Raw genomic sequence first — 26,923 nt, forward strand, 5'->3', positions numbered from 1 at the left:
AAGAATCGAGCCGTCATAGAAGTGGGAAGGATCGGCCTTAGATCGAAAAGCCGAAAACGACATCATGCTTATAGCGAAAGTGTAAGAGCACGACACCGGCAAACGAAGGAACGCTTTTTTTTAGGGTTATAACCAAACGTGCCCTGGTCACCCTCCATTGACCAGGGCACACGCCCCATCTACGCGACGTTGAGACGCGTCAAGCCGCCCATGTAGGGCGACAGCGCCGCCGGCACGTCCACGCTGCCGTCGGCGTTCTGGTAGTTTTCCAGCACCGCCAGCAGGCAGCGCCCTACCGCCAGCCCGGAGCCATTCAGGGTGTGTACCAGCTGCGGCTTCTTCTGCCCGGGGCTGCGGAAGCGCGCCTGCATCCGCCGCGCCTGGAAATCCTCGCAGTTGGAGACCGAGGAGATCTCGCGATAGGTCTGCTGGCTCGGCAACCACACTTCAAGATCGTAGGTCTTGGTCGCGCTGGCGCCCATGTCGCCAGTACACAAGGTCACCACGCGATACGGCAGCTCCAGCGCCTGCAGGATCGCCTCGGCGTGACCGCGCATCACCTCCAGCGCCTCGTAGCTGGTCTCGGGGTCGACCACCTGCACCATTTCGACCTTGTCGAACTGGTGCTGGCGGATCATCCCGCGCGTATCCCGGCCGTAGGCACCCGCCTCGCTCCGGAAGCACGGCGTGTGGGCGGTCAGCTTCAGCGGCAGCGCATCGTGCTCGAGGATCTCGTCGCGGACGAAGTTGGTCAGCGGCACCTCGGCGGTGGGGATCAGGTAGTAGTCGCTGTCGCCGAGCTTGAACAGATCCTCGCCGAACTTGGGCAGTTGGCCCGTTCCGGTCAGCGTCTCGGCGTTGACCATGTAGGGCACGTAGCACTCTTCGTAGCCGTGGTCCCGGGTCTGGGTGTCGAGCATGAACTGCGCCAGCGCCCGATGCAGCCGGGCGATCGGCCCGCGCATCACGGCGAAACGCGAGCCGGTGAGCTTGGTCGCCAGCTCGAAGTCGAGATAACCGAATCGGGCCCCGAGATCGACGTGGTCACGCACCTCGAAATCGAATTCGCGCGGGGCGCCCCAGCGGTGCAGCTCGACATTGTCGCTCTCGTCCGCGCCCTGCGGCACGTCTTCATGGGGCAGGTTGGGCAGCCCCGCGACAAGATCCTCCCAGGCCTGCTGCACCTCGCCGAGCTCGCGCTTGGCGGCATCGAGATCGTCGCCGAGCTGGCCCACCTCCGCCAGCAGCGGCTGGATGTCCTCGCCGGCGGCCTTGGCCTTGCCGATAGACTTGGAACGCACGTTACGCTCGTTCTGCAACTGCTCGGTCCGCGTCTGCAGCTCGCGACGGCGGGACTCGAGCGACTCGAGCTGCGCGATGTCGAGAGTGAAGCCCCGCAGGGCCAGGCGCTGGGCGACTAACTGCGGATCGCTGCGCAACAGCTTGGGATCGAGCATGACGAAATTCCGTTGGTTGAAATCGAAGACCGTGACGACAGGAATCGACCGAAGACGCACGACGACAGACGAACGTGTTGATGGTCATTCTTTGCGAGGGGAATATTGTAGGGAAAACCCCTCCCCGGCACCATGCGCCTCAAGGGATTCGTGCCACATCGCCGCCTGGCACGCTAGACTGTGGCCCCCCGAGCGCCCGTGGCGCCATGAACCGGCTCCCGCCATGCCCGCGGCGCCGGCAATCGATAACCCATCGGATGGATCGCCATCCGATGAAGGCCGTCTGACCGGCCCGACGTGATGGCTTGATACATGACAATGATGACACGCCTCGACCCGAACAGCGCGGAACTGACGCTGCCCGAGCGCTATCGCCGATTCCTCGCCGAGCTGGCGACGGCCGGCTTCAGCGGCGATATCGCCGACGATGCCGCCAACCGCACCGTACTGGCTACCGACAACTCGATCTATCAGCGTCTGCCGATGGCAGTCCTTTATCCTCGCGATGCCGCCGACCTCCAGCGGATCGCCCGGCTCATGGCCCAGGAGGCGTATCGCGACATCGCGCTCGCGCCCCGTGGGGGCGGCACCGGCACCAACGGCCAGTCGCTGACCGACGGCCTGGTGGTGGATGTCTCCCGCCACATGAACCGGATCGTCGAGATCGACGTCGAGAACCGCCGCGTGCGCGTCCAGGCCGGGGTGGTCAAGGATCAGCTCAACGCCGCACTCAAGCCCCACGGGCTGTTCTTCGCCCCGGAACTCTCCACCTCCAACCGCGCCACCATCGGCGGCATGATCTCCACCGACGCCAGCGGCCAGGGCAGCTGCGAGTATGGCAAGACCCGCGACCACGTCCTCGCGCTCGATGTCGTGGTACCCGGTGGCGAACGGTTCGAGAGTCGACCGCTGGACGCCGCCGCGCTGACTAGCGCATGCCAGCGTCAGGACCGGATCGGCGAGATCCATCGCGCGGTCAGCGGCATCGCCGACGCCGAACGCGAGCGGATCGATGCCATCTTCCCGCCGCTCAATCGCTGCCTGACCGGCTACGACCTGGCCCATCTGGTCGACGACCAGGGGCACTTCGACCTCAACAGCGTGCTGTGCGGATCGGAAGGTTCGTTGGCGCTGCTCAACGAGGCCACGCTCAATGTCCTGCCGCTTCCCCGGCACTCGACCCTGGTCAACGTGCGCTACGCGGGTTTCATGGAGGCGCTGCGCGATGCCAAGGCGCTGATGTCGGTAGGCGATCCGACCTCGATCGAGACCATCGACGACCACGTGCTGACGCTGGCGATGGAGGATTTCGTCTGGGATAGCGTGGCGGAATTCTTCCCTGCCTCCGTCGCTGACAGCGGCGAGCGCGGGACGCCGATTCGTGGCATCAACCTGGTCGAGTTCAACGACGACGATCCGGCCCGGCTGGCCGAGCGGGTACGCGCCTTCACCGATCACCTGGGCGCGGACACCAGCGTCGAGCGGCTCGGCTACACTCTGGCCGAGGGCCGTGCGCAGATCGGCCGGGTCTATGCCATGCGCAAACGGGCGGTGGGACTGCTCGGCAACGCCCGCGGCGAACAGCGTCCGATCCCGTTCGTGGAGGACACGGCGGTACCGCCGGAATGCCTGGCCGACTATATCGGCGAGTTCCGCCAATTGCTGGACGCACGCGGCCTGGCGTACGGCATGTTCGGCCATGTCGATGCCGGCGTGCTCCATGTTCGCCCGGCCATCGACATGAAGGATCCGGATCAGGCGCGCCTGATCCGCGAGATCTCCGACGAGGTGGCGGCACTCACCCAGCGTTACGGCGGGCTGCTGTGGGGCGAGCACGGCAAGGGGGTCCGGTCCGAGTACTCGCCGCGCTTCTTCGGCGAGCTCTATCCGGCGCTGCAGCGGGTCAAGGCCGCCTTCGATCCGTACAACCAGTTCAATCCGGGCAAGATCGCGACCCCGCTGGCGGAAGGCACTACCGGCATCGTCGATGGTCACGACCCCGGGCTTCTGACCATCGACGGAGTGACCACCCGCGGCGAGCTGGACCGCCAGATCGACGAGCGGGTGTGGCAGGAGAACGCCAGCGCGGTCTACTGCAACGGCAACGGTGCCTGCTACAACTACGATCCCGACGATGCCATGTGCCCGTCGTGGAAGGCGACCCGCGAGCGGGTGCACTCGCCGAAGGGCCGCGCCAGCCTGATGCGCGAGTGGCTACGCCGCCAGGGCGAAGCCGGGGTGGACGTGACCGAGGTGAGCCGGGCCCAGCGCCGCAACGGCCTCGGCGCCTGGCTGCTGGCCCAGCCCGGCAAGATCGGGCGGGCGATTGCCCGGCAGCGCGGCGAGACCGACTTCTCCCACCAGGTCTACGACGCCATGGCCGGCTGCCTGGCGTGCAAGTCCTGCGCCGGCCAGTGCCCGATCAAGGTCGACGTGCCCGACTTCCGCGCCCGCTTTCTCGAAAGCTACCACAGCCGCTATGGGCGACCGCTGCGCGACTACCTGATCGGCGGGCTCGAGTTCGTGGTGCCGCACCTTCGCTCGGTGGCGCCGCTCTACAACGCGCTGCTCGGCAACCGGCTGGTCGACCGCTTCCTGGCCAGCGGCCTCGGCATCGTCGACAGCCCGAGACTCTCCCGCGCCAGACTCGACAAGACGCTCGATGCCTGGGGCATTGCCGAAGCCACGCCGCTGACGCTGGGCCGGCTGACGGCGCACCAGAAAAGCCGCAGCGTGGTGCTGGTGCAGGACGCCTTCACCAGCCATTTCGAGTCGCGGCTGGTGATGGATGTCGTCGAACTGCTGGCACGCCTCGACATCCGGGTCTTCGTGGCCCCGTTCGGGCCCAACGGCAAGCCGCTGCACGTGCAGGGATTTCTCGGCCGCTTCGAGCGGGTCGCCGAGCGGCAGGCCGACCGGCTCAGGGCGCTGTCGCGCTTCGGCGTACCGCTGGTGGGCATCGATCCGGCGATGACGCTCACCTATCGCCAGGAGTACGTCAAGACACTCGGGCCGCAGGCGGTGCCGGAGGTGCTGTTGCTGCAGGAGTGGTTGCTATCGCTGGGGCGATCGGTCCTGCCGCAGGGCTGGAGCAGCGAGCGCATCGACCAGGTCGATCCCGGCTACCGCCTACTGAGTCACTGCACCGAGAAGACCAACGCTCCGGGCAGCCCCAGGGGCTGGCAGCAGCTGTTCGAGCGCTTCGGCCTCGCGCTGGAGCTGGTCGACACCGGCTGCTGCGGCATGTCCGGCACCTATGGCCACGAGGCGCGTCACCGCCAGACCTCGGAGACGATCTACGACCTCTCGTGGCGCGAGCCGGTCGAGAACCAGGCCAACACCGGCCGGCTGCTGGCGACGGGCTACTCCTGCCGCAGCCAGGTCAAGCGGCTCTCCGATCAGGCGTTGCCCCACCCACTGCAGGCTTTGCTGAAGCGCGTCAGGATCGCCGGCGCCGCCTCGTGACGACGAGACCGGGCGGATAAGCCATTGGCGAATGCCTGCGGCATTGATCCCGTGCCATACTTGGCCGACTCATGCCCGGTCGCTTCACGTTCTAGATAGGAGCGCGCTTCATGTCGAGCAGTTGGATCCTGATCAATTTCATCGCCATCTGGACAGTGGCTGCCGTCACCCCGGGGCCTAACTTCTTCCTGACGCTGCAGACCGGGATCGTCCACGGACGCCGGGCGGCGATGATCGCCGTCGCCGGGCTCGCCTCGGGCACCTTCGCCTGGGGGCTGTTCGGCTACTTCGGCATTGCACTGCTGTTTGCGCTGGCGCCGTGGCTCTACCTCACGCTCAAGCTGTTCGGTGGCGCCTATCTTCTGTTTCTCGGTAGCCGACTGATTCTGCATAGCTTCCGTGGCCCAGGCGATGACACGCCCCATAGGCATCTCGTGCTGCCCGACGGCCAGGTCTATCGCCGGGGTCTGCTCACCGGCGCGTCGAACCCGAAGACGGCGCTGTTCGTGAGCAGCCTGTTCGCCTCGACGCTGCCGGCCCATGCCCCGATGTGGATGGGCATCGTCTGTATCGGCGCGATGCTGACGATCTCCGTGTGCTGGTACAGCCTGATCGCACTCGCCTCCACCACGCCGCGCCTGCGCGCCCTGTATCGGCGCACACGGCACTGGATCGAGCGTTGCGCTGGCGCCGTCTTCATCGGCTATGGCGGCCGACTGATCACGCTGCGCTGAGGTTGCGGCACCCGAGTGCAGCGGGGTTGTCGTTCTGGCCATTGCGATGACGCCCCGAATCACCGGCCACGAGACCGTCTGAAGCGGTACCCTGCAACCGCATGACTCAACGGCCGCCGACCACCCGAGCCGCCGCGCTCCGCTTCCTCCAGGTTCGGCGGCAAACCTTTCATCCGGAGCCCGTTACATCATGTCCGACACGCTTCACCTCGTCTGCCCCCATTGCCATGCCGTCAATCGCGTCGCCAGCGTGCGCCTGACGGAAGCTCCCCGCTGCGGACAGTGCCACAACGCGCTGTTCACCGGCGAGCCACTGGCGCTGGACTCCGCCAACTTCGACCGCCACCTGTCGCGCAGCGATCTACCGCTGCTGGTCGATTTCTGGGCCGACTGGTGCGGCCCCTGCAAGGCGATGGCGCCGGGGTTCGCCAAGGCCGCGGGCGAGCTCGAGCCCCACCTGCGCCTGGCCAAGCTGGATACCGAAGCGGCCACCGACATTGCATCGCGCTTCGGCATCCGCAGCATCCCGACGCTGATCCTGTTCCGCGGCGGCCGCGAGATCGCGCGCCAGGCGGGCGCCATGGGGCAGGCGGACATCGTCGCCTGGGCCCGGCGACAACTCGTCACACCCTGAACCCCCTCCGGCTCACGATTCGGCATTGCATCCATGCAGTGCCGCCGCTAGTCTGCGCGCCTTTTGCCACGCACCGGAGAGACTCCATGGAAAACGCCGCCCTTGCCCTGACCGGCATCGGCCTGCTGGCGCTGGGCTGCCAATGGCTCGCCTGGCAGATCCGGGTGCCGGCCATCCTCCCGCTGCTGATCGCCGGTATCGCCGCCGGGCCGATCACCGGGGTGCTCGACCCCGATGCGGTGCTCGGCGACCTGCTGTTTCCGCTGGTCTCCCTGGCGGTCGCGGTGATCCTGTTCGAGGGCGCATTGACCCTCGACTTCCGGGAGCTGCGGGGCCACGGCCGCACCGTCAGCAGGCTGGTGACCTGGGGTGCGTTGATCACCGCGCTGCTGGCCATCGTGGCCGCGCACCTGATCCTCGGACTCTCCTGGGAGATGGCCAGCGTCCTAGGCGCGCTACTGGTCGTGACCGGACCGACGGTGGTCCTGCCGCTGCTGCAGTCGCTGCGAGCGCGTGAGCACGTCAGCCAGATCCTGCGCTGGGAAGGCATCCTGATCGATCCGATCGGCGCCATCGGCGCGGTCCTCGTCTACGAGTTCGTCGCGCTGGGGCTCTCCAATGGCGCAGCGACCCACACCCTGGTGAGCTTTGCCCAGACCGCGGTGATCGGCTTCGGCCTGGGGACGGCGGGCGGCTATCTGTGGGGCAGCGTGCTGCGCCACTACTGGCTGCCGCAGCGCCTGCACAGCTTCGGCACCCTGATGATCATGCTGACGCTGTTCACTGCCTCGAACCTGCTGTTCCACGAGTCCGGCCTGCTGACCGTCACCGTCATGGGCGTATGGATGGCCAATATGCGCGGGGTGCCGACGCAGCCGATCCTGGAGTTCAAGGAGACGCTGTCGATCCTGCTCATCTCGGGACTGTTCATCCTGCTGGCAGCGCGGCTGAGCCTGGCACAACTGGGTCTGCTGTCGTGGGAGGCGTGGGCGTTCCTGGCCGTGCTGGTGTGGGTCGCGCGACCGCTGGCGGTGTGGGTCTGTACCTGGGGGAGTTCGCTCAACTGGCGGGAGAAGGCACTGCTGGCCTGGCTCTCCCCCCGCGGCATCGTCGCCGCGGCGGTGGCCTCGCTGTTCGCGATCCGGCTCGAGGCGCTGGACGTGCCGGGCGCGGAGCTGCTGGTCCCGATCACCTTCCTGGTGATCATCAGTACCGTGGTGGTGCAGAGCCTGTTCTCGCGTCCGCTGGCTCGGTTTCTGAAGGTGGACGCGCCAACGGCGTCGGGCTTCCTGATCATCGGCGCCAATCCGGTGGCGCGAGCCTTTGGCAGCGCGCTGCAGGAAGCCGGCTTCGCGGTGCGACTGTGCGACCACAACTGGGATGCGATTCAGGAGGCGCGGATGGCCAGCCTCCCTACCTACTACGGCAACCCGCTGTCGGAGCATGCCGCCCAGCATCTGGGGCTGACGGGCATCGGTCATCTACTGCCGCTGTCGCCCTACCGCGAGCTCAACAATCTCGCCGCACTGCACTTCGAACATACTCTCGGTCACGGCAACGTCTTTCGACTGGCGGTGGAATCCTCCCGCAACGCCCGTCGCCACCATCAGCAGGCGCTGGCCCACCTGCCGCTGCTGTTCGACGGCCACACCACCTTCACCCGCCTCTCCAGCCTGATCGGCCAGGGCGCGGTGATGCGCCACGCCAAGATCAGCGACAACTTCGACATCGAGGATTACCGTCGCATCCATCAGGACCGGCTGTTGACGCTGTTCACGCTCTCCGCCAGCGGCCGCATCCGCATCGCCACCTCGGCCAAGCCGCTCAATCCGAAAGCGGGCGATACCCTGATCAGCTTGATCTTCCCCGACTCGCCCGAGTTCTGATCGCTCCAGTCAAGTGGCGACCCTTGGTCCCCACCGATGCAAAGCGCCGCTCCCCGGTCTCGGGGAGCGGCGCTCGAATGCCGGCGACGACGTCGTCAGCGGCTAGAAAAACATCCGGCGCAACGCGCTACCGGGCTCTTCCTCGCGCATGAACGCCTCGCCCACCAGAAAGGCGTTGACGTCGAACTCCCGCATCCGTTCGACATCGTCACGGCTGTGGATGCCGGACTCGGTGACGACCGTGACGCCCTGAGGGATCCGCTTCAGCAGTTCGAAGGTGGTATTCAGCGAGGTCTCGAACGTGCGCAGATCGCGGTTGTTGATGCCCACCAGCGGCAGATCCAGCATCAGCGCCCGCTCGAGCTCGAAGATGTCGTGCACCTCCACCAGCACGTCCATGCCCAGCGCCGTAGCCTGCTGATGGAGATCCTTGAGCTGACCATCGCTCAGCGCCGCCACGATCAACAGGATACAGTCGGCACCGATGCCTCGAGCTTCCGCGACCTGATAGCCGTCGATGATGAAATCCTTGCGGATCACCGGCAGCTCGCAGGCATCGCGCACGGCAATCAAGTGATCCTCGTGACCCTGAAAATAGTCGGCGTCCGTCAGTACCGACAGGCAGCTCGCGCCTGCCGCGGCATAGTCGACCGCGATCTCCGCGGGTCGAAAGTCTTCGCGAATGACACCCTTGGAGGGCGACGCCTTCTTGATCTCGGCGATGACGGCGGGGTCACCGCCCTCGATACAGGCATCGAGGGCGGCCACGAAACCTCGTGGCGCCGCCTGGGATTTCGCCCGCTCCAGCCACGCCTGCTCGCTGACGACAGGTCGGCGCTCGGCAATCTCCTCGCGCTTGCGCGCCAGTATCTTGGCCAGGATGGTCGGCAGTTCACTATCGGCGACATCGGTCATGTAGCGGTTCCTGTTGGCATTGTTCGGCGAGAGCTCACTCGGCGAAGACACGAGTGAAATCGGAAAGCTCCTTGAGCTTCTCCAGCGGCAGTTTGGAAGCCTGGGCGTCCTGGGCCATCAACACGCCCTCTTTCAGCGAATCGGCGATGCCAGCGGCAAACAGCGCCGCCCCCGCGTTGAGCGCGACGATATCGCCGGCCACGCCCTTGCCCACCAGCGCCTCCTTGACCAGCTTGAGGCTGTCCTCGGCGGTCACGACCTTCAGCGATTCGAGCGATTGACGCTCGATGCCCAGCGACTCGGGAGTGATCGTGTATTCGCGGATCTCGCCATCGCGAAGTTCGGCCACCCGGGTCGGCGCCGCCACCGAGATTTCGTCCAGACCATCCTCGGCATGAACGACCAGCACGTGCCGGCTGCCCAGCTTGCGTAGCGATTGCGCCACCAGCGGCACGAGATGGGGCGCGTAGACACCCAGCAGCTGGTTGGGGGCGCCCGCCGGGTTGGTCAAAGGCCCCAGAATGTTGAAGACCGTGCGCACCCCCATCTCCCGGCGCGGGCCGATGGCATGACGCATCGCCTGGTGGTGACGCGGCGCGAACATGAATCCGACGCCCACCTGCTCGATACAGCGGGCGATGGTCGCGGCGTCGAGGTCGAGATAGATCCCCGCGACGTCGAACAGATCCGCGCTGCCGGCTGAAGAGGAGACGCCGCGGTTGCCGTGCTTGGCGACGTGGCCGCCGGCAGCCGCGACGACGAAACTCGATGCGGTGGAGATGTTGAAGAGGTTGGCGCCATCGCCGCCGGTGCCGACGATATCGACAACATTGTCGCAGTCGATCGATACCGGCTGCATCAGCTCACGCATGACTTGCGCCGCCGCCGTGATCTCGTCGGCGGTTTCGCCTTTCATCGCCAGGCCGATCAGAAAGCCGCCGATCTGCGCTTCGGTGGCCTCCCCCGTCATGATCGCCTGCATGATGGCGTGAGTATCCTCATAGCTGAGGTCCTGGCGACGCATGACCGCGCCAATGGCATCCCGCATTTGCATGTTGACTCCTCGCCTGTTCCAGTTAGCCGCGTCGTTTGAGGAAATTCGCCAGCAGCTCGTGACCTTGGCGAGACAGAATCGATTCGGGATGAAACTGCACCCCTTCGATATCCAGCGTCTTGTGCTTCAAGCCCATGATCAATCCTGGCGTCGGATCGTCGTCGCCGACCCAGGCGGTGACTTCGAGACAGTCGGGCAGCGTCGTGGCATCCACGACCAGCGAGTGATACCGGGTCACCTCGAGCGGATCCTCGAGGCCCTCGAAAACCCCTTCACCGTGGTGACGAACGCGGGACGTCTTGCCATGCATCACCTGCGGCGCGCGCACCACGTCGCCGCCGTAGACCTGGCCGATGGCCTGGTGCCCCAGGCAGACACCCAGTATCGGAATCCTGCCGGCAAAGTGACGGATCGCCTCCATGGCGATCCCGGCTTCATTGGGCGTGCACGGACCGGGCGACACCACCAGATGGCTCGGCTCGTGCCGCTCGAGGCCGGCAATATCCGTCTCGTCGTTGCGCACGGTCACGACATTTGCCCCCAACTCTCCCAGGTACTGGACGATGTTGAAGGTGAAGCTGTCGTAATTGTCGATCATGAGGACTGACATGGTGCAAGCTCCTGATATTCATACTAGATCGAGTAAAGGCCGTGATTGCTTACCCAGGTGATTACCCAAGTCGATCATTCCACCTATGCCAAACCCCACGAAGCGCAGCAGACAAACGAAAAATGCCGCCCCGAGGGACGGCATTTTCTACAGACGTCGGCATGCCGCCCTTGGATCAAAGGCGCCACCACCACTGGTTCGGTCTGTGCGTCGGATTCATGTTCATGGGCCGTATAGTGCCGTGGAGCGCCGATCACTGTCAACGCCGCCCTGCCGGGCATCGCGGCCGGGTATCTACCGCCCCTTCTGAGCCGCGACATCTCATCCAGAGGCGTGGTTCGGCGTCCGGGTAGCGGGTTACTCCTCGTGGACGCCCGTATCGAGATCCATCAACAAGTCGTCGATGTCGGGAAAGATGGGCTCGACCGCCGACTGGCCCGACCGTCTTGGGCCCAGCTGGACTCGCAGGAACTGCCAGAAAACCAGGCCATAGCGATCCATGTAGTGGCCGATTCGGGATTGCATTGGTATGCCTTCGCCACTGGCGAGCCGCTCGGCCAGAAAAGGAACGAGCTGCATCTGTAATCCTTCGAAAGCCTCCATGTCGGACGAGGCTTCGACCACCAGACCAGGCAACGCGGGCACCAGTGCTTCCCAGCGTCGTCGGGACATTGCCGCCGGCCGGATCACAACATCGAAAACGAACTCTCGCATCCTCCCCCCCAAACCATCACGGCCAATCAGAAGCGGTCACCGATACCCGCTGGCCATCTGGCACATTGTGCGAGAGGCACACGCCATCAAATGGATAAGGAGCCACCATCAAGCGGACCAATTCATTCCCGAGGAGGAGAGACACCGGTCAACCGGTGCACCCGGTCAGGAGGCTTGGGGGGGCACTGCCGGAATTGGGCAGGGATATCGCGGTTTCAGGCATGAAAAAGCCGCTTTCACTGATCGTGACAAGCGGCTTTTTCATGGAGAATATGGTGGAGCCTAGCGGGATCGAACCGCTGACCTCAACACTGCCAGTGTTGCGCTCTCCCAGCTGAGCTAAGGCCCCAAAAACATGCTGCCCTGATGGACGCGACGCACTATAAAAGCCCCCTTCCCTCAGGTCAAGCCCTGCTCATCAAGAGGCAACCCTGTCGGTGTCGTGGCGACCGCCATGGAAGCGGGTCGGCGCAAGACTTTGTCGGTCGCAAATTCACCGCCGAACATGGAGTATTTGGTCCAAGAACATGTCACACTACTTGACAGCGCGGAAGTGGAACTTCCCTTCGTAAACGGACAGGTTCCGATGATAAAGATATTGGCGTTGTTCAGGCTTTCGCCGGCTCGTGGAATGAGAGCGCAACACCAATTATAAAGAAGGCTCGCCGCCGGCCGCTGGCACAGCAGTCGACGGCAGGGCCTTCAGGGGCAGCGGGAATCCAGGAGTCATCTTGATCAGGGTATTAGTAGCCGACGATCACCATCTGGTTCGCACGAGCATCGCGCGCGTCATGGCCAGCGAACCCGACATCGAGGTCGTTGCCGAAGCCGACAGCGGAGAAAGTGCGTTACAGAGCTGCCGGGAACATGCGCCGGATATCGCGATGATCGACATTCGGATGCCGGGAATCGGCGGTCTGGAGACCATTCTGAAACTCCTCAAGACTCAGCCCGACACCCGGATCATCGTACTGACAGGGCATGTCGAGGAGAGCACGGCGCAACGCTTGATAGATTCCGGCGTCACCGGCTTCATCAGCAAGGGCACCGAACTGGATCTGATGATCGAGGCCGTGCGCCGGGTCGCGGAGGGGAAGCGCTTCATCAGCCCGGACATCGCCCAACGCGTGGTGCTGGCCCGCAGCGAGGGCCGTCAGAGCCCATTCGACCAGCTCTCCCATCGTGAGCTGCAGATCGCGACCATGATCATTCACTGTCACAAGGTCAGCCGTATCTCGGAGCAGCTCTGCCTGAGCCCCAAGACGGTGAACACCTACCGCTACCGGATATTCGACAAGTTGAAAGTGCAGTCCGATGTGGAGTTGACGCACCTCGGCCTTCGGCATGGCCTGCTGGACGGTTTCGAACCCAAATCGTGAAGACAAATCGAGTGCGCTGGAAATGCATGGAGCCCACCGTGCTCGTATGGGACTTTGATATACTCGGGGCATGAGCGAACTCTCGATCGATACCCCATCGCGCTTCGACGCCAAGCACTTCCTGAAATCGGTCTCGGAGTCGCCGGGCGTCTACCGCATGCTCGACGAACAGGCCAACGTGCTCTACGTCGGCAAGGCCAAGCGCCTGAAACCGCGACTCGCCAGTTACTTCCGCGGCGCCTTGAATACCAAGACCCAGGCGCTCGTGGCACGCATTCAGGACATCCAGATCACGGTCACCCGCAGCGAGACCGAGGCCCTGCTGCTGGAGCAGACCCTGATCAAGGAGCTGCGGCCGCCTTACAACATTCTGCTGCGCGACGATAAGTCCTACCCCTACGTCTTCGTTACCGATCGGCACGCCTACCCCGCGCTCGAGTTCAAGCGCGTCCGCCAGAAGCGACGCGACGGCCGTTATCTCGGCCCCTACCCGAGCTCGACTGCGGTACGCGAGAGCCTCTCGCTGATGCAGAAGATATTTCGCATCCGCAACTGTGAAGACAGCGTGTTCGCACACCGGCACCGACCGTGCCTGCAATACCAGATCAAACGTTGCAGCGCCCCCTGTGTCGATTACATCAGCGAAGCCGACTATCGCCAGGATATCGAGCACGCCGTGATGTGCCTCGAGGGGCGCAGCGAGCAGGTGACCCAGCAACTTACCGCAAGCATGGAGCGTGCCAGCGATGCGCTCGACTTCGAGGAAGCGGCACGCTTGCGCGACCAGATCCAGCAACTGCGCCGACTGCAGGAGAAGCAGTTCGTCGATAATGCCGATGGCGATGCCGACATTTTTGCCCTGGCCGAACAACCCGGCGGGCTCTGTATCAGCGTCCTGTCGATTCGCCAGGGTCGCATGATGGGCGCGCGTCATCACCAGCCCGACAATGGCCTGGACCTGGGGGCCGAGGAGCTGCTCAGCGAGTTCGTCAGCCAGTTCTATCTCGGCCAATCCAAGGAGATCCCGCTCGAGATCATCGCCTCGCACCCGTTGACCGACAGCGAGTTGCTGCAATCGGCACTGAGCGAGCACGCCGGTCGGCGCATTCGGGTCGCGTCTCAAGTGCGGGGCCATCGCGCCCAGTGGCGCCGGCTGGCCATCACCAACGCCGAGCAGCACTTGGCGACCCAGCTCGCCAACCGCAGCCAGTTGGGCAAGCGTTTCGAGTCGCTGCGCCAGGCGCTGGATGTACCGGTCGCCCCCGCCCGGCTCGAGTGCTTCGATATCAGCCACAGCCACGGCGAAGCGACCGTGGCATCCTGCGTCGTGTTCGACCAGAATGGTCCGGCCAAATCCGACTACCGACGCTTCAACATCGAAGGGGTAGCCGCAGGTGACGATTACGCGGCGATGCGCCAGGCCCTGACCCGACGCTTCAAGCGACTGCAGAAAGGTGAAGGCAAGCTGCCCGACATCCTGATCGTCGATGGCGGCAAGGGCCAGTTGAACATGGCCCGGGAGGTACTGGCCGAACTGGAAGTCGTCGATGTCGCGCTGATCGGCGTCGCCAAGGGAACGACCCGGAAGGCCGGTCTGGAGACGCTGTTCATCGAGACGGTGGACCGCACCCTCAACCTCGATACCAGTTCACCGGCACTCCATCTGATCCAGCACATTCGCGACGAGGCCCACCGCTTCGCGATTACCGGCCACCGTCAGCGCCGTGACAAGCAGCGTCGTACCTCCTCGCTGCAGGATATTCCCGGCGTTGGCCCGAAACGTCGCCGAGAGCTGTTACGCTTCTTCGGCGGCCTGCAAGGCGTGCGCAAGGCAACCCGAGACGATCTTTCCCGCGTTCCGGGCATCAACGAGCAGATGGCAGCCACCATACATCAGGCGCTCCATGGATGAGCGCACATAGCAGGCGTAAAATGCCCGACTCTCATTTCCCAGTAAGGACGCTAGCGGCACGATGAACATTCCCAATATGCTCACCCTGGCAAGAATCGTGTTCATCCCGCTAATGGTGGTGTTGTTCTACTTGCCCTACGCCTGGAGCCTGCTGGTGACAGCAGCCCTGTTCGGGCTGGCGGCCATCACCGACTGGCTGGACGGTTACCTCGCCAGGCGCTGGGACCAGAGCACGCCGTTCGGCGCTTTTCTGGATCCCGTCGCGGACAAGGTCATGGTCGCCGTCGCCCTGGCGCTGCTGATCGAGCGCTACGAGGCGTTCTGGCTGACGCTGCCGGCACTGGTCATCATCGGCCGCGAGATCGTGATATCCGCGCTGCGCGAGTGGATGGCGGAGATCGGACAGCGCAAGCGAGTTGCGGTCTCCTGGATCGGCAAGTCGAAGACCACGCTGCAGATGATCTCGCTACTGCTGCTTCTGGGCTTCCCGCCGCTCTCCCCGATTGCCAACATCGGCATCGTGCTGCTCTATGCAGCGGCCAGCCTGACCCTGTGGTCGATGATCCAGTATCTCAGGGCGGCGTGGCCGGAACTCACCCGCTCGCTATAAGCGAAAAGTGACATAAGCGTTTGACAGGTACGCACTTATCCTTATAATGCGACGCGTGTTCAGCGGGAATAGCTCAGTGGTAGAGCATCGCCTTGCCAAGGCGAGGGTCGGGAGTTCGAATCTCCTTTCCCGCTCCAAACACGAAGTGTCATGGAAACGGTAAGCGAAGATCGGGAGCTGGAACGCCAGCCCGGTCGATCTCCTTTCCCGCTCCAAACACGAATCTCGATCCTGCCGATTCGACGCGAATTGTCATAGTAATGACAGTTCGAAAGACAGATCTGCAGTAAATCGACAAAAGGCTGGATGGCAGAGTGGTTATGCAGCGGACTGCAACTCCGTGTACGCCGGTTCGATTCCGACTCCAGCCTCCACTTCTTCTCGGCGGTGAATCCTTCATGATTCGATCGCCATACTCGGCCACCGGCGCCCTGCCTGAGCAAAGGCCTCCGGAATAAAGTAGCCGAATGCGTCCAGCCCGGATGGCGAAATTGGTAGACGCAAGGGACTTAAAATCCCTCGGTGGCAACACCGTGTCGGTTCGAGCCCGACTCCGGGCACCATCTTCCGATTTGCTACCGACCATCAATCAATGATCATCTCCCCGCTTTCCACCTGTTTCCGCTCTCCCGCGCGATAACCCGAGCCAGATCGGTACCTCGGTAATGCAGCCGGGCTGTCGGTTTTCTGCCATGAGGATGAGCCCGGCAAACGCTTTCTGGTCGGCGTGACGGGACGAAGTGTGGACGAAAAAGCGACCCGGTGGCACACGGAAAGAGACGCCATATGCACCAGGTCGAAGTCGTCGCAGGGAAGCGACACAAACCCATAGCGGATACGAACCGACATCGGCATCCGCTCGGTTACCGGCACTGAACTCGCACCCCTGACCGTCTGGTGACTGTTCTATCGGCCAGCGTCCCGATGACTTGAACTCGACGCCCCGGACTTGGCGCCGTGCGCCCCGAAAGCGCCGCGCCTGGCCTGAACGTCTCGATCCGCAAGTCGCCTCCGTCCGAGGACATCGCAACCAGATTCCGCCGTCCAGTACCAGCGCAAACCCGCTCGACGGCGCGTTGAAACCAGACCGGCGGGACAGAAAAAACCCCGGCCAGGGGGATGGCCAGGGAGGTTGGAGACGACGGAAGGCCTCTCGAAGGCGCCCCGAACTCTCGAGGCGCGAGACAGAATGTTCTGCGATTGCGATCCTGATTGACGCTCAGTCGATGCTGGCAAACGTCATTTCGACATGGCCGCGATCCGTTGGCTGGCCAACACTCTGCAGCGCCTGGGCGGCAGCGACGCTCTGCCCGCCACCGATCAGGCCTTCATTACCCGCCGGGATATCGGTAGCGTGCATGGTGCTGACGGAGACATAGGTCAAGGCCTCGTCGGCGGCGGCGCTGTGGCCACCATTGACCGGGTTGACACGATACTGGGTCGGCAGCGCCTGGAACTCGGAAGTTTGCTGGGCGTTCAGTGCCTGATGCTGGCTGGCAAAAGCTTCTTCGGCCTGAGCGCTATTGGCCTGAGCGGCAGCGGGCAGCGCGATGGCCAGTGCGATTGCGGCAAGAATGGCGGTTTTCATGATTCGTTCTCCAATGGCTTTTTTCGTTTTCTTTCTTCGGTTGGCCCTTTGGCCTTGACCGTTAACGCCATTATGGGAACGAGAAAGTTAGCATGCGAATCGAAAACCTCGAAAGCGACTATCGCCAGAATCGATAGGTCAAGCCATGAGCACCGCGCACGCGGGCACTGGCCTCTCGCGCGGCTGGCGTGATGGTCCTTCCAAAGACGACGCCTGGCACGGGTACGCTCCCATCTTGCTCATGGAGACGCGGCTTCATCCTGGTTCTGTGCTGAAGCGACGATGCGCTCCAGTACCGGATTCCAGCAGGATTCGACATTCAATCCGAATCGTTCGCCAAGGATGTCGATCATCTCCTCGACCGAGAGGTAGCGCTCTTCGACCTCTCCCGTCACCCGTGCCACCTTCAACCGATTGCTCGCCAAGGTATAACGCGCTTCGGGTGTGGTTATCGCTACCATCAACCGACTGCGAAAGTGTGATTTCTGGTGGCGGGACACGTAGTGGTTGGCCATCTGGTAATCGATGGGCTCCCAGGGAAAATCGAGAATCTCGTACAGGGCCTGCCAGGCGTGATCATGATGTGACTCGACCATGAAGCCGCTCATCGTCTTGCGCAGCCGATAAGCGCCGTAGGCATACTGCTGGGAACGCTCCGGCTGCCAAAGGAGCGGCTCATTGGGCATGAAACTGCCGAAACCGACATCCACCAACCACAGGGCGTCGTCCACCACCACTTTCAAGGATGCGTGTGTCGCTGCCGGGGCGGGGCCTTCCAGCTCGTGGCCGACCCACACCCGGGCCAGATGGGTTTCCACCGAGTACCCCAGCGCTTGCAGCACACGCTGCAGCAGGTTGGTGTGTTCGAAACAGTAGCCTCCCCGTCGTCGACGAAGCATCTTGTCATCGACGGCGTTCGGATCGAGTGATATCTCCCGCCCCAGCAATACATCGATAGCCTCGAAGGGAATGGAGGCCATGTGATGGGCAACGATGGAACGCAGCGTCCCCAGCGTCGGGGACAGAGCACCCGAGAGTCCGATACGCTTCAAATAGGCTGGTAGATCGACGTTGGCCATCGCCTGGCCGGAGAGTGGAACGATAGCTGACATGATGGAGCTCCTCTGAACGACGAGCGCAGCGTAATTCCTCGACTTTACTTGAGGTCAAGCCCGTGATGGCCCGTTGAACGCCCGCTCGAAAAACCCTTTCGGCAGAGCCTGGCGGGCACCGTGATGAACGAGGATACCCGTGATCGCTGTGTCGCCCGAACCCGGCCTTGGCTGGATCCACCCATGTCGGCGCACCGCATCGAGAAGGACGGCGCGCTGAGCTCCAGTTCTCGGCGCTTGGCCCACTCTTCAGTCATCGCCTTGCGCGGGAAGGTCCGCGACTCTGTATAATCCCCGCTCCCTCGGTGGGCGATGCGGATCCGAGCCAGGTATGAGAAACTGCCGCCCTTCTTTTGCCGCTTGACGATGGTGGCCACAGCCCCCTCCCGGAATGTGACAAATCCGGATGCCGCGCGGTGCCAGATTTGTGACAACACGACACGCAAAACGCGGCAAAACCACTGTAAATATTACCAGTTATGGCTATGACCGAAAACGCCACAAACCGCGGAAACGCTACAACCACGCGGCCTGCGTTGGATAGGACTTTCTCCGTCGCGCCGATGATGGACTGGACCACCCGGGACTACCGTGCCTTCGCCCGCTGTCTGACCCGCCGCGCACTGCTGTATACGGAGATGGTCACCACCGGCGCGATTCTGCATGGCTCGCCGCGGGAGCGTTTCCTGGGTTACGACGCCGTAGAGCATCCGCTGGCGCTGCAATTGGGTGGCAGCGATCCCGGTGAACTGGCCGAATGCGCGGCCATCGCCGAAGCGTGGGGCTACGACGAGGTCAATCTCAACGTGGGCTGTCCGAGCGATCGGGTGCAGAACAACCTGATCGGCGCCTGCCTGATGGGTTATCCCGACAAGGTGGCCGAAGCCGTCGCCGCCATGCGCCGCGCGGTATCGATTCCCGTCACGGTGAAATGTCGCATCGGGATCGACGACCAGGACGAAGATGCCGATCTCGAGCGCTTCATCGATCGGGTCGCCGACGCCGGCTGCGATACCTTCATCGTGCACGCCCGCAAGGCGTGGCTCCAGGGACTCTCCCCCAAGGAAAATCGCGACGTCCCGCCGCTCAACTATCCCCGCATTTACCGACTCAAGGCACAGCACCCCGAACTGCACATCGGGATCAATGGCGGTATCAAGACGCTGGAAGCCTGCAGGGGGCATCTCGACGCTGGCGCGGATAGCGTGATGATCGGTCGGGAGGCCTACCAGAATCCGTGGCTGCTGGCCGATGTCGACAGCACCCTCTACGGTGTCGAGCCGCCGGCCACCAGCCGCCACGAGGCGGCGCGGGCCTTTCGTCCCTACGTGATGGAACGGCTGGCCGAAGGCGTCAAGCTCAACCATATCACCCGGCATCTGCTGGGACTGTTCCAGGGCTGTGCCGGCGGCAGGCGCTTCCGGCGCTATCTGTCGGAAAGCGCCCACAAGGAGGGTGCCGGTATCAGCGTCTACGATGACGCCATCGGCCTGGTCGACGAGCGTCGGCTGGCCGAGCCGGCCCGGGAGCGCGCCTAGAAGCCGGTCGTCTCGTAACGCGACTGGAAGCTCTCCACCGCGTTCTCGACATCGTCGATCTCCTGGTAGCGGGCGACGTGAAACAGCGCCTCGCCCTCGTTGACCAGCGGCAGGTTGCTCATGCCGATGACGATGCCATCGGCATTGGCCACGACCGGCGCCTCATCGTTGCCGAAAGGATCGGCCACCACGCCCAGCGACTGATGCTTGGCGACCCGCGCGCCCAGTCTGACGCGCGGCCTCAGAATGCCATCGATGGGCGCCCTGGCCCAGCTCGAACCGTTGGCCACTTCGGCGGGGGGCGGCGTGCGTCGGCGGCTGTCGGCCGGCAGCATGCCGATCAGGCGCATCACACGCCGGATCCCCCTCACGCCGGGCGCGATCGCCCACTCGTCGAAGCGCAGCGCCTCGCCAGCCTCGTAGGTGAGCACGGGGACGCCACGATTCTGGGCGTATTCGCGCAGGCTCCCCTCGCGAAGCTCTGCATTGAGGATCACCGGTACGCCGAACGCCTCGGCCATGGCCTGGGTTTCGCGGTTCTGGCGCAGTTGGGAACGAATCTGGGGCAGGTTGGTGCGGTGAATGGCACCGGTGTGCAAGTCGATGATGTGAGTGGCCCGATCGACCATCTCCTCCCGCATCAGCGCGGCGATGCGAGAGCCCAGCGACCCGCCCTCACTTCCCGGGAAGCAGCGATTGAGGTCGCGCCGGTCCGGCAGGTAGCGCGACTGCTGGACGAAGCCGAAGACATTGACGACGGGTACGGCGATCAGGGTCCCGCGCAATCGCGACAGGTTCGGCAGCCGTAACAGCCGGCGCACGATCTCGACGCCGTTGAGCTCGTCGCCGTGAATCGCGCCGCAGACCAGCAACACCGGGCCAGGCTGGCGGCCGTGGACTACCTCTACCGGAATATGCATCGGGGCGTGGGTATAGAGCTTGGCCACCGGGACATCGACCTGCCGGCGCGTGCCCGGTTCGATTCGCTCGCCGACGAGGGTGAAGGCTTCCTGCGCCATGACAATCCTTGACAATGGTTGGGTCGGTAGTGACGAGATCGTGAAACCCTCACGTCAGCGGGAGGGGGCATCCCGCTGGATCGCTTCCAGCTCGAAGATCAGCGTCACATGATCACCGACCATACCGTTGTCGACGCCGTAATCCATCCCCCAGTCACTGCGATCGAGAGCGCCACGGACCGACAATCCCAGCGTGGGCCGCTTGTGCCCGAACGGATAGACAGCCTCCCGGTTCAACGTGACGTCCAGCGTGACCGGCTCGGTACGCCCCAGCAGCGTGAGTTTGCCATTCAGCGTACCGGTCGTCGGGGAGGAGGGCTCGAAATCCGTGGCCACGAAATGTATCCGCGGATGACTGCCCGCGTCCAGAAAGTCGCGTCCCCGCAGATGCTCGTCGCGAGCCCCGAGATTGGTGAAGACGCTGGTGGACTGGATCGTGACCTCTGCCGAGATCAACCTCTGCGCCTCCCGGTCATAGACGAAAGTGCCCTCGCCCTCCAGGAACTGTCCAAGCAGGTTCTCGTAACCCAGATGATCCACCATGAACGCGATGGAGAAGTGTTCGGGATCGATATCGAAGTGCTGCGGCTCGGCGCTTGCCGGCGGCGACGCCAGCAGCACCAGCGCGGGGAGAAGATTCAGCCAAGCGCGTCTCATGACGGCCTCCTTGCGGGGAAATCGACCAAAATATCGCGCGAGACGGCGGTGCCGCTCACAGCTCGATGTCGCCGGCAGGACGCCGATGCCAGAGCCAGACGATGTCCCGACCGAACGAGAGGACCAGCAGCAGTGCCGCGACCGATGTGAAAGCGGTCGCCCACGACGATTCGACGAAGGGGAGCAGGCAGACCATCAACGTCGACACCTGCCAGACGCAAACCGTCTTGCGGAAATAGCTCTCGGGCAGGGCGCGATTGAGCCACGGCGAGTAGAACCCGGCCACCAGAAATACATAGCGGGCCAGCCCGATGACCAGGATCCAGGCCCCCACCTTGTCCAGGGCGATCAACGCCACGCACAGCACGACGATGAAAAACGCGTCCAGCTCCATATCGAATCGCGCGCCGAAGGCGCTCGACGAGCCAGTTCGCCGCGCCACCCAACCATCGATCCCGTCGAGGGCCAGTGCCAGCAACGACAACGCCGCGATCCCTTCGGCGTGGCGCTGGATGAAATCTGGATAGACCACGACGCCAGCGACGACCGCGATCAGCACCGCTCGGAGCAGGGTGACACGGTTCGCCCAGCCGAGCCCCTGCCGCGAGGCTGGCCAGGCCCAGAGCACTGCCGTGGCGATCGCCAGATAAATGCCGCCGGCCGTGAGACGCAGGCCCGAGGGCGCCGAGAAAGCCCAGTGCACCCACTCGGTGAGCAGGCCGACCATGGCGAGCCCCGCGGCCATCTCGACCCAGCCGCGCAGGGATCTGCCCCGCCGGGAAACCGCTGCCGAGATACGTGTCGATGAGTGTCGCATCGGCGACCTCCTCCCTGATGATGGCTCGCACCCCGACCTGTCGTGACGCTGGATCGCGATGCCCTTCCCCAACCGATACGCTACCGGTACAAGTTTGGATGCAGTTTGACCGATTTGCGAGAGTGACGGGTCACCGTGGCGACCGACGGGGCCAGCAACGCCGAGAGCTGGCCGACTTCCAGGCCGCCCACTTCGCCCCGGCAGCCTCCCGACGGCGCCATCGGAGCGAGCAAATCTTGTTCATTGATTTATTATTGTACACCATTTGTACAATTCCAATTCGTCACACTCTGCCATACTGTCAGCAGGACGACGAGCCGCCACCCCGATCTGCCCTCAAGGAACGGATACCGCAATGACGACGCCTTACGCTCACGCCTTCTGGTCTCTCGGCAACGGTAACGGCGAAATTCGCCAGGCCGAGCTGAGTGTCAGCGGCGACTTGATGATCCGCACCTGTTACTCCGCCATCAGCCGGGGCAGCGAGACGCTGGTCTTCAATGGCCAGGTACCGGCAAGTGAATACCAGCGGATGCGGGCGCCCTTTCAAAGCGGCGAGTTCCCCGGCCCGGTCAAGTACGGCTACTCCAATGTCGGCGTCGTCGAGCAGGGCGCGCATGACTGGCACGGGCGCTACGTCTACTGCCTTCACCCTCACCAGACCCACTATCGGGTCGGCGTCGACGACGTCGTGCCGCTGCCGCCCGGCGTGCCCCCGCAGCGCGCGATACTCGGCGCCAACATGGAAACGGCGCTCAACGCCCTGTGGGACGCGGCGCCAGGAATCGGCGACCGGATCAGCGTCGTCGGCGCCGGCGTCGTCGGTGCCCTGGTGGCCTGGCTCTGCGCCCGATTGCCGGGGACCCGCGTCCAGTTGATCGATATCGACGAGCGCAAGCGCTTCCTCGGCGAGGCGCTGGGAGTGGACTTCCACACCCCCGAAACCGCCGAGGCCGAACAGGACCTGGTCGTGCACGCCAGCGCGTCGAATGCCGGCCTGCAGAGTGCCCTCTCACTGGCGGGGTTCGAGGCCACCGTACTGGAAATGAGCTGGTACGGCAGCCGCGAGGTCAACCTGCCGCTCGGCGAGGCGTTTCACGCCCGCCGTCTGACGTTGCGCTCCAGCCAGGTCGGCAGCGTATCGCCCGGACACCGCCCTCGCTGGAATCACCAGCGGCGACTGGCGCTGGCGCTGGCGCTGCTCGATCACGACTGTCTGGACGTGCTGATCAGCGGAGAAAGCCATTTCCGGGATCTCCCCGAAACGCTCAAGCGACTGAGTCAGCGCGACGACGATACGCTCTGCCAGCGCATCCGCTACGGCTGACGCGACGTACCTCATGATACCGGCCCGGTATCGCAGGCTGCGCCGGGCGAATTCGCCGCCAGGGACAGCAAGACGCAAATTCGGCAACGGCCCCATACGGCCAACTCAGCAAGGAGCGAGAGGAATGTTCAGCCTGACCGTTCGCGATCACATGATGATCGCCCACAGCTTCAATAGTGAAACCTTCGGCCCGGCGCAGAAGCTTCACGGTGCGACGTACGTGGTCGACGCCACCTTCAAGCGTCCCGAACTCGACCAAGACGATCTCGTCGTCGATATCGGTCTGGCCAGCGAAACGCTGAAGCGCGTACTCGGAGAATTCACCCTGGGCAACCTCGACGAGATCGGCGAATTCAAGGGCCGCAACACCACCACCGAATTCATGGCCAAGGTCGTATTCGACCGACTCTCCCACGCCATCCGCGAGGGTGAGCTGGGTGACGGCGGCCGCCATCTCACTGCCCTGACCGTGACCCTGCACGAGTCCCACGTGGCCTGGGCGAGCTACGAAGGGGGGTTATGAGCGACTTCACGCTGATCGTCGCCGGCGACCCCGGCCAGTTGACCGGTGGCTACGTCTACGATGCGCGAATCGTCGAGGCGCTGCGCGCCACCGGCTGGACCATCGACGTGATCGGGCTCGAGGGGCGCTTTCCCGAGCCGGACGCCGTCGCCGCCCACGCCCTGGACAGCGCCTTGACCGCACTGGCGGACGGCAGTCGGGCCGTGATCGACGGGCTTGCCATGGGCGGGCTACCGGCCATCGTCGAGCGTCACGCGTCGCGGCTATCCATCACCGCACTGGTGCACCATCCCCTCGCCGACGAAACCGGCCTGGGCGCACCGGAGCAGCAGCGCTTCCGCATCAGCGAGACCCGCGCCCTGGCTGCAGCGGGGAGCGTCATCGTCACCAGCGTCTTCACCGCTCGTCGGCTTCGCGACTTCCAGGTACCGGCCGACAAGATCGCGGTCATCGAGCCTGGCGTCGAGCCCGGTTCCCTGGCGAGCGGCGACGGCAGCGGCACGCCTCGCCTGCTGTGCATTGCAACGGTGACGCCGCGCAAGGGCCAGGATCTGCTGGTCGAAGCGCTGGCAGGCCTGACCGCGCTGCCGTGGCAGTGCGATCTGATCGGCGCGCTGGACCGAGCCGACACCTACGTCGCCAAGGTGCGCGAGATCATCGACGAACACCAGTTGGGCGAACGTATCCGGCTACTGGGCTCGCAGCCCGCCGAGCGCCTGTCCGAGCATTACCGGCAAGCCGATCTCTTCGTGCTGCCCTCGCACTACGAAGGCTACGGCATGGTGGTCACCGAAGCGCTCGCCCACGGCCTACCGGTCGTCACCACGACGGGCGGCGCCCTGGCCCATACGCTGCCCGACGGCGCCGGTATCAAGGTGGCGCCGGGAGACGTGGTGGCGCTGCGTGACGCGCTCGAACGCATGCTGGAAGATCCGGAGACCTACCAGCGCTGCCGGGAGGGGGCCAGAGCGTGTCGCGATACCCTGGCCGACTGGCACGCCGCCGCCGCCGCCTTCGGTCAGGCCCTGAAGCGCTCGGACACGAGAGAGGCAACGCGCTGATGCCGACCTCGACGCCCCCCGCCACCGACGCGCTGTTCAGCGATCAATGGCTGACGCTGAGGGAGCCCGCCGATCACAGGGCACGCGATGCCCAGCTCACCCACGCCGCAGACCAGTGGCTGGTGCGCCGCGCCGCAACGAACCCGGCGCAGGACACCCGGCCGTTCGAGACACGGCGTACCGTGGTCGACCTGGGCTGCGGCAGCGGCTCCAATCTGCGCTATCTGGCCCCGCGCCTGCAGGGCGCCCAGCAGTGGCGGCTGATCGATCACGACGCCGGGCTGCTGGCCCAGGCCCGACAGCGTTGCGAGTCGCTGGCGAGTGCCGACGGCCAGCCGATCCATCTCGAGACCGATCAACTGAGCCTGACGACGGCCTGGCAACACGGCCTGGAAGGCGCCGATCTGGTCACCGCCTCGGCGCTGTTCGACCTGCTGACGGCCGACGCCCTCGAGGCAATGGCCGATGCCTGCCAGCGTAGCGGCTGTGCGGTGCTGTTCGCGCTCAGTATCGATGGCCTGATCCGGTTCCACGATGCCAGCGGCAGCGCGCTCTACGACGACGACGATCGCTTCATGCTCGCCGCGCTGCAGGCCCACCAGCATCGCGACAAGGGGGGTGGCCCGGCGGTAGGCGGTGAGGCTCCCCGTAGACTTCGCGAGAGCTTCCACCGTCGCGGCTACCATATCCGTGAAGCCGCCTCCCCCTGGCGACTCGGGCCGGAGTCGCAGCCTCTCGCCGAAGCGCTGATGGCGGGCTGGCGCCAGGCGCTTCACGAGCATCTGCCACAGCAGCGGGACCGCGTCGACCAGTGGCATGGCCGCCATCTCGACGACCTGCGGCGTGGCCGGGTGACCTTGACCGTGGGTCATCGGGACCTGCTGGCGACCCCGGCCGATGCAACGCACCCGGGAGCGCGAGCGTGAATCGGTGGCTGTCGCCGTGGCTGCGGCTGGCCGTGACGCTGGCGCTGCTGGGCGTACTGGCGTGGAGGCTGGATACCGGCCAGTTGCTGGAGAGGCTCACGGCGCTGTCGCCAGCCTGGGTTGTGCTTGCGGTCCTGCTTGGCCTTCCCCAGATCGCGATCTCGGCCTGGCGCTGGCGAATGACCGCCCACCGGGTCGGCATCGCGCTGCGCTGGCCCACGGCCATTCGTGAGTACTACCTGGCCACCTTCCTGAATCAGGTACTGCCGGGCGGTGTCCTGGGGGACGCGGCTCGGGCCTGGCGTCACGGCAACGCCCCGACGAACGCCGCTGGCAGTCAGCGATCGCCATCAGGACCGGCGGTGCGTGCCGTGATCATCGAGCGGGCCTCCGGCCAGGTGGCGCTGCTGCTGGTGGCGGTCGCCGCCGTCTCGCTCTCGCCGGCGCTACGCCACGGGATCGCTCGGGCATGGCAACCCTGGACGACGACCCTGGCATGGCTGCTGCTGGCGGTACTGCTGCTGGTCGGCGTCATCATCGGCGTCTCGAAGCGACGACCCGGGACGGCTCTGGCAACCTTCGGCCGGGACGTCAGGCGGGCGTTGCTGACGGCGTCGGTATGGCCCGCCCAACTGGTCAGCTCGCTGCTGGTCATCGCCACCTACGTCGCGGTCTTTCTCTGCGCCGCCCAGGCCCTCGGCCTCCAGCGGCCGGTCTCACAGCTGCTGCCGCTGATCCCGCCCCTGCTGATGGCCATGGCGATCCCCTTGACCGTCGCCGGTTGGGGGCTACGGGAAGGAGCCGCCGCGTTGATCTGGCCCCTGGCCGGCCTGCCGGCCCAGGAGGGCGTCGCGCTGTCGGTGGCCTACGGCCTGCTCGTGCTCGCCGCCAGCCTGCCGGGATTGGGAGTGCTGCTGTGGGACCGCCGGGCGAGCCAGGTAGTCTCGCTTCGCCGCAAGCTGGCATCGGAGGGGCATCCTTGATG

At 64.6% G+C, this 26,923-nt stretch carries 23 protein-coding genes and 4 tRNA genes; 16 read left to right on the forward strand and 11 right to left on the reverse strand.

Annotation, left to right across the window (positions count from 1 at the left end; translation table 11 throughout):
* Positions 1 to 179: 179 nt before the first annotated feature.
* On the reverse strand, positions 180 to 1,457 hold the full coding sequence (gene serS / locus AAGT95_RS19350) for a serine--tRNA ligase (RefSeq protein WP_342594824.1): 1,278 nt from the start codon (positions 1,455 to 1,457) through the stop codon (positions 180 to 182).
* 318 nt (positions 1,458 to 1,775) lie between these two features.
* Between serS and ydiJ the strand changes: the two genes are divergently transcribed.
* The 4 genes from ydiJ to AAGT95_RS19370 all read left to right on the forward strand — a co-directional run bounded on the left by ydiJ (position 1,776) and on the right by AAGT95_RS19370 (position 8,176).
* Entirely contained in the window at positions 1,776 to 4,922 is a 3,147-nt protein-coding gene (gene ydiJ / locus AAGT95_RS19355) for a D-2-hydroxyglutarate dehydrogenase YdiJ (RefSeq protein WP_110598295.1), read from the forward strand.
* Between the two features lie 110 nt (positions 4,923 to 5,032).
* Positions 5,033 to 5,656: a LysE family translocator gene (locus AAGT95_RS19360; RefSeq protein ID WP_110598296.1), complete on the forward strand. Its 624-nt coding sequence runs from the start codon at positions 5,033 to 5,035 to the stop codon at positions 5,654 to 5,656.
* A gap of 190 nt (positions 5,657 to 5,846) precedes the next feature.
* Positions 5,847 to 6,290, forward strand: a complete 444-nt coding sequence (trxC, locus tag AAGT95_RS19365; RefSeq protein ID WP_110598297.1) for a thioredoxin TrxC — start codon at positions 5,847 to 5,849, stop codon at positions 6,288 to 6,290.
* A gap of 86 nt (positions 6,291 to 6,376) precedes the next feature.
* Positions 6,377 to 8,176, forward strand: a complete 1,800-nt coding sequence (locus tag AAGT95_RS19370) for a sodium:proton antiporter (RefSeq protein ID WP_342594825.1) — start codon at positions 6,377 to 6,379, stop codon at positions 8,174 to 8,176.
* A 102-nt stretch (positions 8,177 to 8,278) separates the two neighbouring features.
* On the opposite strand, the gene trpC is transcribed toward AAGT95_RS19370, so the two are convergent.
* The 5 genes from trpC to AAGT95_RS19395 all read right to left on the reverse strand — a co-directional run bounded on the left by trpC (position 8,279) and on the right by AAGT95_RS19395 (position 11,818).
* Entirely contained in the window at positions 8,279 to 9,091 is an 813-nt protein-coding gene (gene trpC / locus AAGT95_RS19375) for an indole-3-glycerol phosphate synthase TrpC (protein ID WP_342594826.1), read from the reverse strand.
* A gap of 34 nt (positions 9,092 to 9,125) precedes the next feature.
* Entirely contained in the window at positions 9,126 to 10,145 is a 1,020-nt protein-coding gene (trpD, locus tag AAGT95_RS19380; protein ID WP_342594827.1) for an anthranilate phosphoribosyltransferase, read from the reverse strand.
* A 22-nt stretch (positions 10,146 to 10,167) separates the two neighbouring features.
* Positions 10,168 to 10,755, reverse strand: coding sequence for an aminodeoxychorismate/anthranilate synthase component II (locus tag AAGT95_RS19385; RefSeq protein WP_342594828.1), 588 nt, complete (start codon positions 10,753 to 10,755; stop codon positions 10,168 to 10,170).
* 357 nt (positions 10,756 to 11,112) lie between these two features.
* On the reverse strand, positions 11,113 to 11,469 hold the full coding sequence (locus AAGT95_RS19390; RefSeq protein WP_342594829.1) for a hypothetical protein: 357 nt from the start codon (positions 11,467 to 11,469) through the stop codon (positions 11,113 to 11,115).
* A 273-nt stretch (positions 11,470 to 11,742) separates the two neighbouring features.
* Positions 11,743 to 11,818, reverse strand: a tRNA-Ala gene (locus tag AAGT95_RS19395).
* 382 nt (positions 11,819 to 12,200) lie between these two features.
* On the opposite strand from AAGT95_RS19395, the gene AAGT95_RS19400 reads away from it, so the two are divergent.
* The 6 genes from AAGT95_RS19400 to AAGT95_RS19425 all read left to right on the forward strand — a co-directional run bounded on the left by AAGT95_RS19400 (position 12,201) and on the right by AAGT95_RS19425 (position 15,933).
* Complete coding sequence (locus AAGT95_RS19400; protein WP_110598303.1) at positions 12,201 to 12,848, forward strand: response regulator; 648 nt, start codon at positions 12,201 to 12,203, stop codon at positions 12,846 to 12,848.
* A gap of 70 nt (positions 12,849 to 12,918) precedes the next feature.
* Positions 12,919 to 14,760 (forward strand): excinuclease ABC subunit UvrC, encoded by a 1,842-nt coding sequence (gene uvrC / locus AAGT95_RS19405; RefSeq protein WP_110598304.1) that lies wholly within the window; start codon positions 12,919 to 12,921, stop codon positions 14,758 to 14,760.
* 61 nt (positions 14,761 to 14,821) lie between these two features.
* On the forward strand, positions 14,822 to 15,370 hold the full coding sequence (gene pgsA, locus AAGT95_RS19410; RefSeq protein ID WP_110598305.1) for a CDP-diacylglycerol--glycerol-3-phosphate 3-phosphatidyltransferase: 549 nt from the start codon (positions 14,822 to 14,824) through the stop codon (positions 15,368 to 15,370).
* A gap of 62 nt (positions 15,371 to 15,432) precedes the next feature.
* Positions 15,433 to 15,507, forward strand: a tRNA-Gly gene (locus AAGT95_RS19415).
* A 163-nt stretch (positions 15,508 to 15,670) separates the two neighbouring features.
* Positions 15,671 to 15,744, forward strand: a tRNA-Cys gene (locus tag AAGT95_RS19420).
* Positions 15,745 to 15,846: 102 nt separating this feature from the next.
* Positions 15,847 to 15,933, forward strand: a tRNA-Leu gene (locus AAGT95_RS19425).
* Between the two features lie 656 nt (positions 15,934 to 16,589).
* Here AAGT95_RS19425 and AAGT95_RS19430 read toward each other — a convergent pair.
* Positions 16,590 to 16,958 (reverse strand): hypothetical protein, encoded by a 369-nt coding sequence (locus tag AAGT95_RS19430; RefSeq protein WP_342594830.1) that lies wholly within the window; start codon positions 16,956 to 16,958, stop codon positions 16,590 to 16,592.
* A gap of 239 nt (positions 16,959 to 17,197) precedes the next feature.
* Positions 17,198 to 18,070 (reverse strand): arylamine N-acetyltransferase, encoded by an 873-nt coding sequence (locus AAGT95_RS19435; RefSeq protein ID WP_342594831.1) that lies wholly within the window; start codon positions 18,068 to 18,070, stop codon positions 17,198 to 17,200.
* 485 nt (positions 18,071 to 18,555) lie between these two features.
* Here AAGT95_RS19435 and dusA point away from each other — a divergent pair, with 485 nt between their 5' ends.
* Positions 18,556 to 19,608: a tRNA dihydrouridine(20/20a) synthase DusA gene (dusA, locus tag AAGT95_RS19440; protein ID WP_425356036.1), complete on the forward strand. Its 1,053-nt coding sequence runs from the start codon at positions 18,556 to 18,558 to the stop codon at positions 19,606 to 19,608.
* On the opposite strand, the gene AAGT95_RS19445 is transcribed toward dusA, so the two are convergent.
* The 3 genes from AAGT95_RS19445 to AAGT95_RS19455 are packed head-to-tail and all read right to left on the reverse strand — an operon-like array spanning position 19,605 to position 22,101.
* Complete coding sequence (locus AAGT95_RS19445; RefSeq protein WP_110598310.1) at positions 19,605 to 20,627, reverse strand: succinylglutamate desuccinylase/aspartoacylase family protein; 1,023 nt, start codon at positions 20,625 to 20,627, stop codon at positions 19,605 to 19,607. The two genes, dusA and AAGT95_RS19445, sit on opposite strands and share 4 nt — an antisense overlap.
* A 54-nt stretch (positions 20,628 to 20,681) precedes the next feature.
* Positions 20,682 to 21,284, reverse strand: coding sequence for a YceI family protein (locus AAGT95_RS19450; RefSeq protein ID WP_342594833.1), 603 nt, complete (start codon positions 21,282 to 21,284; stop codon positions 20,682 to 20,684).
* Between the two features lie 55 nt (positions 21,285 to 21,339).
* Positions 21,340 to 22,101, reverse strand: a complete 762-nt coding sequence (locus tag AAGT95_RS19455; protein ID WP_342594834.1) for a CDP-alcohol phosphatidyltransferase family protein — start codon at positions 22,099 to 22,101, stop codon at positions 21,340 to 21,342.
* Positions 22,102 to 22,456: 355 nt separating this feature from the next.
* On the opposite strand from AAGT95_RS19455, the gene AAGT95_RS19460 reads away from it, so the two are divergent.
* The 5 genes from AAGT95_RS19460 to AAGT95_RS19480 all read left to right on the forward strand — a co-directional run bounded on the left by AAGT95_RS19460 (position 22,457) and on the right by AAGT95_RS19480 (position 26,921).
* The gene (locus AAGT95_RS19460; protein WP_110598313.1) at positions 22,457 to 23,428 is read left to right on the forward strand and encodes a zinc-dependent alcohol dehydrogenase; all 972 of its coding nucleotides are present in this window, start codon (positions 22,457 to 22,459) and stop codon (positions 23,426 to 23,428) included.
* A 124-nt stretch (positions 23,429 to 23,552) separates the two neighbouring features.
* Positions 23,553 to 23,951, forward strand: a complete 399-nt coding sequence (locus tag AAGT95_RS19465) for a 6-pyruvoyl trahydropterin synthase family protein (protein ID WP_110598314.1) — start codon at positions 23,553 to 23,555, stop codon at positions 23,949 to 23,951.
* On the forward strand, positions 23,948 to 25,012 hold the full coding sequence (locus tag AAGT95_RS19470; protein ID WP_342594835.1) for a glycosyltransferase family 4 protein: 1,065 nt from the start codon (positions 23,948 to 23,950) through the stop codon (positions 25,010 to 25,012). The genes AAGT95_RS19465 and AAGT95_RS19470 overlap by 4 nt, the downstream gene beginning before the upstream one ends.
* Positions 25,012 to 25,938, forward strand: a complete 927-nt coding sequence (locus AAGT95_RS19475; RefSeq protein ID WP_342594836.1) for a class I SAM-dependent methyltransferase — start codon at positions 25,012 to 25,014, stop codon at positions 25,936 to 25,938. Before AAGT95_RS19470 ends, AAGT95_RS19475 begins: the two co-directional genes overlap by 1 nt.
* Complete coding sequence (locus tag AAGT95_RS19480) at positions 25,935 to 26,921, forward strand: lysylphosphatidylglycerol synthase transmembrane domain-containing protein (RefSeq protein WP_342594837.1); 987 nt, start codon at positions 25,935 to 25,937, stop codon at positions 26,919 to 26,921. Before AAGT95_RS19475 ends, AAGT95_RS19480 begins: the two co-directional genes overlap by 4 nt.
* The last annotated feature ends 2 nt before the right edge of the window (positions 26,922 to 26,923 follow it).

It is taken from the genome of Salinicola lusitanus (assembly GCF_038648475.1).
Classification (GTDB): Bacteria; Pseudomonadota; Gammaproteobacteria; order Pseudomonadales; family Halomonadaceae; genus Salinicola; species Salinicola lusitanus.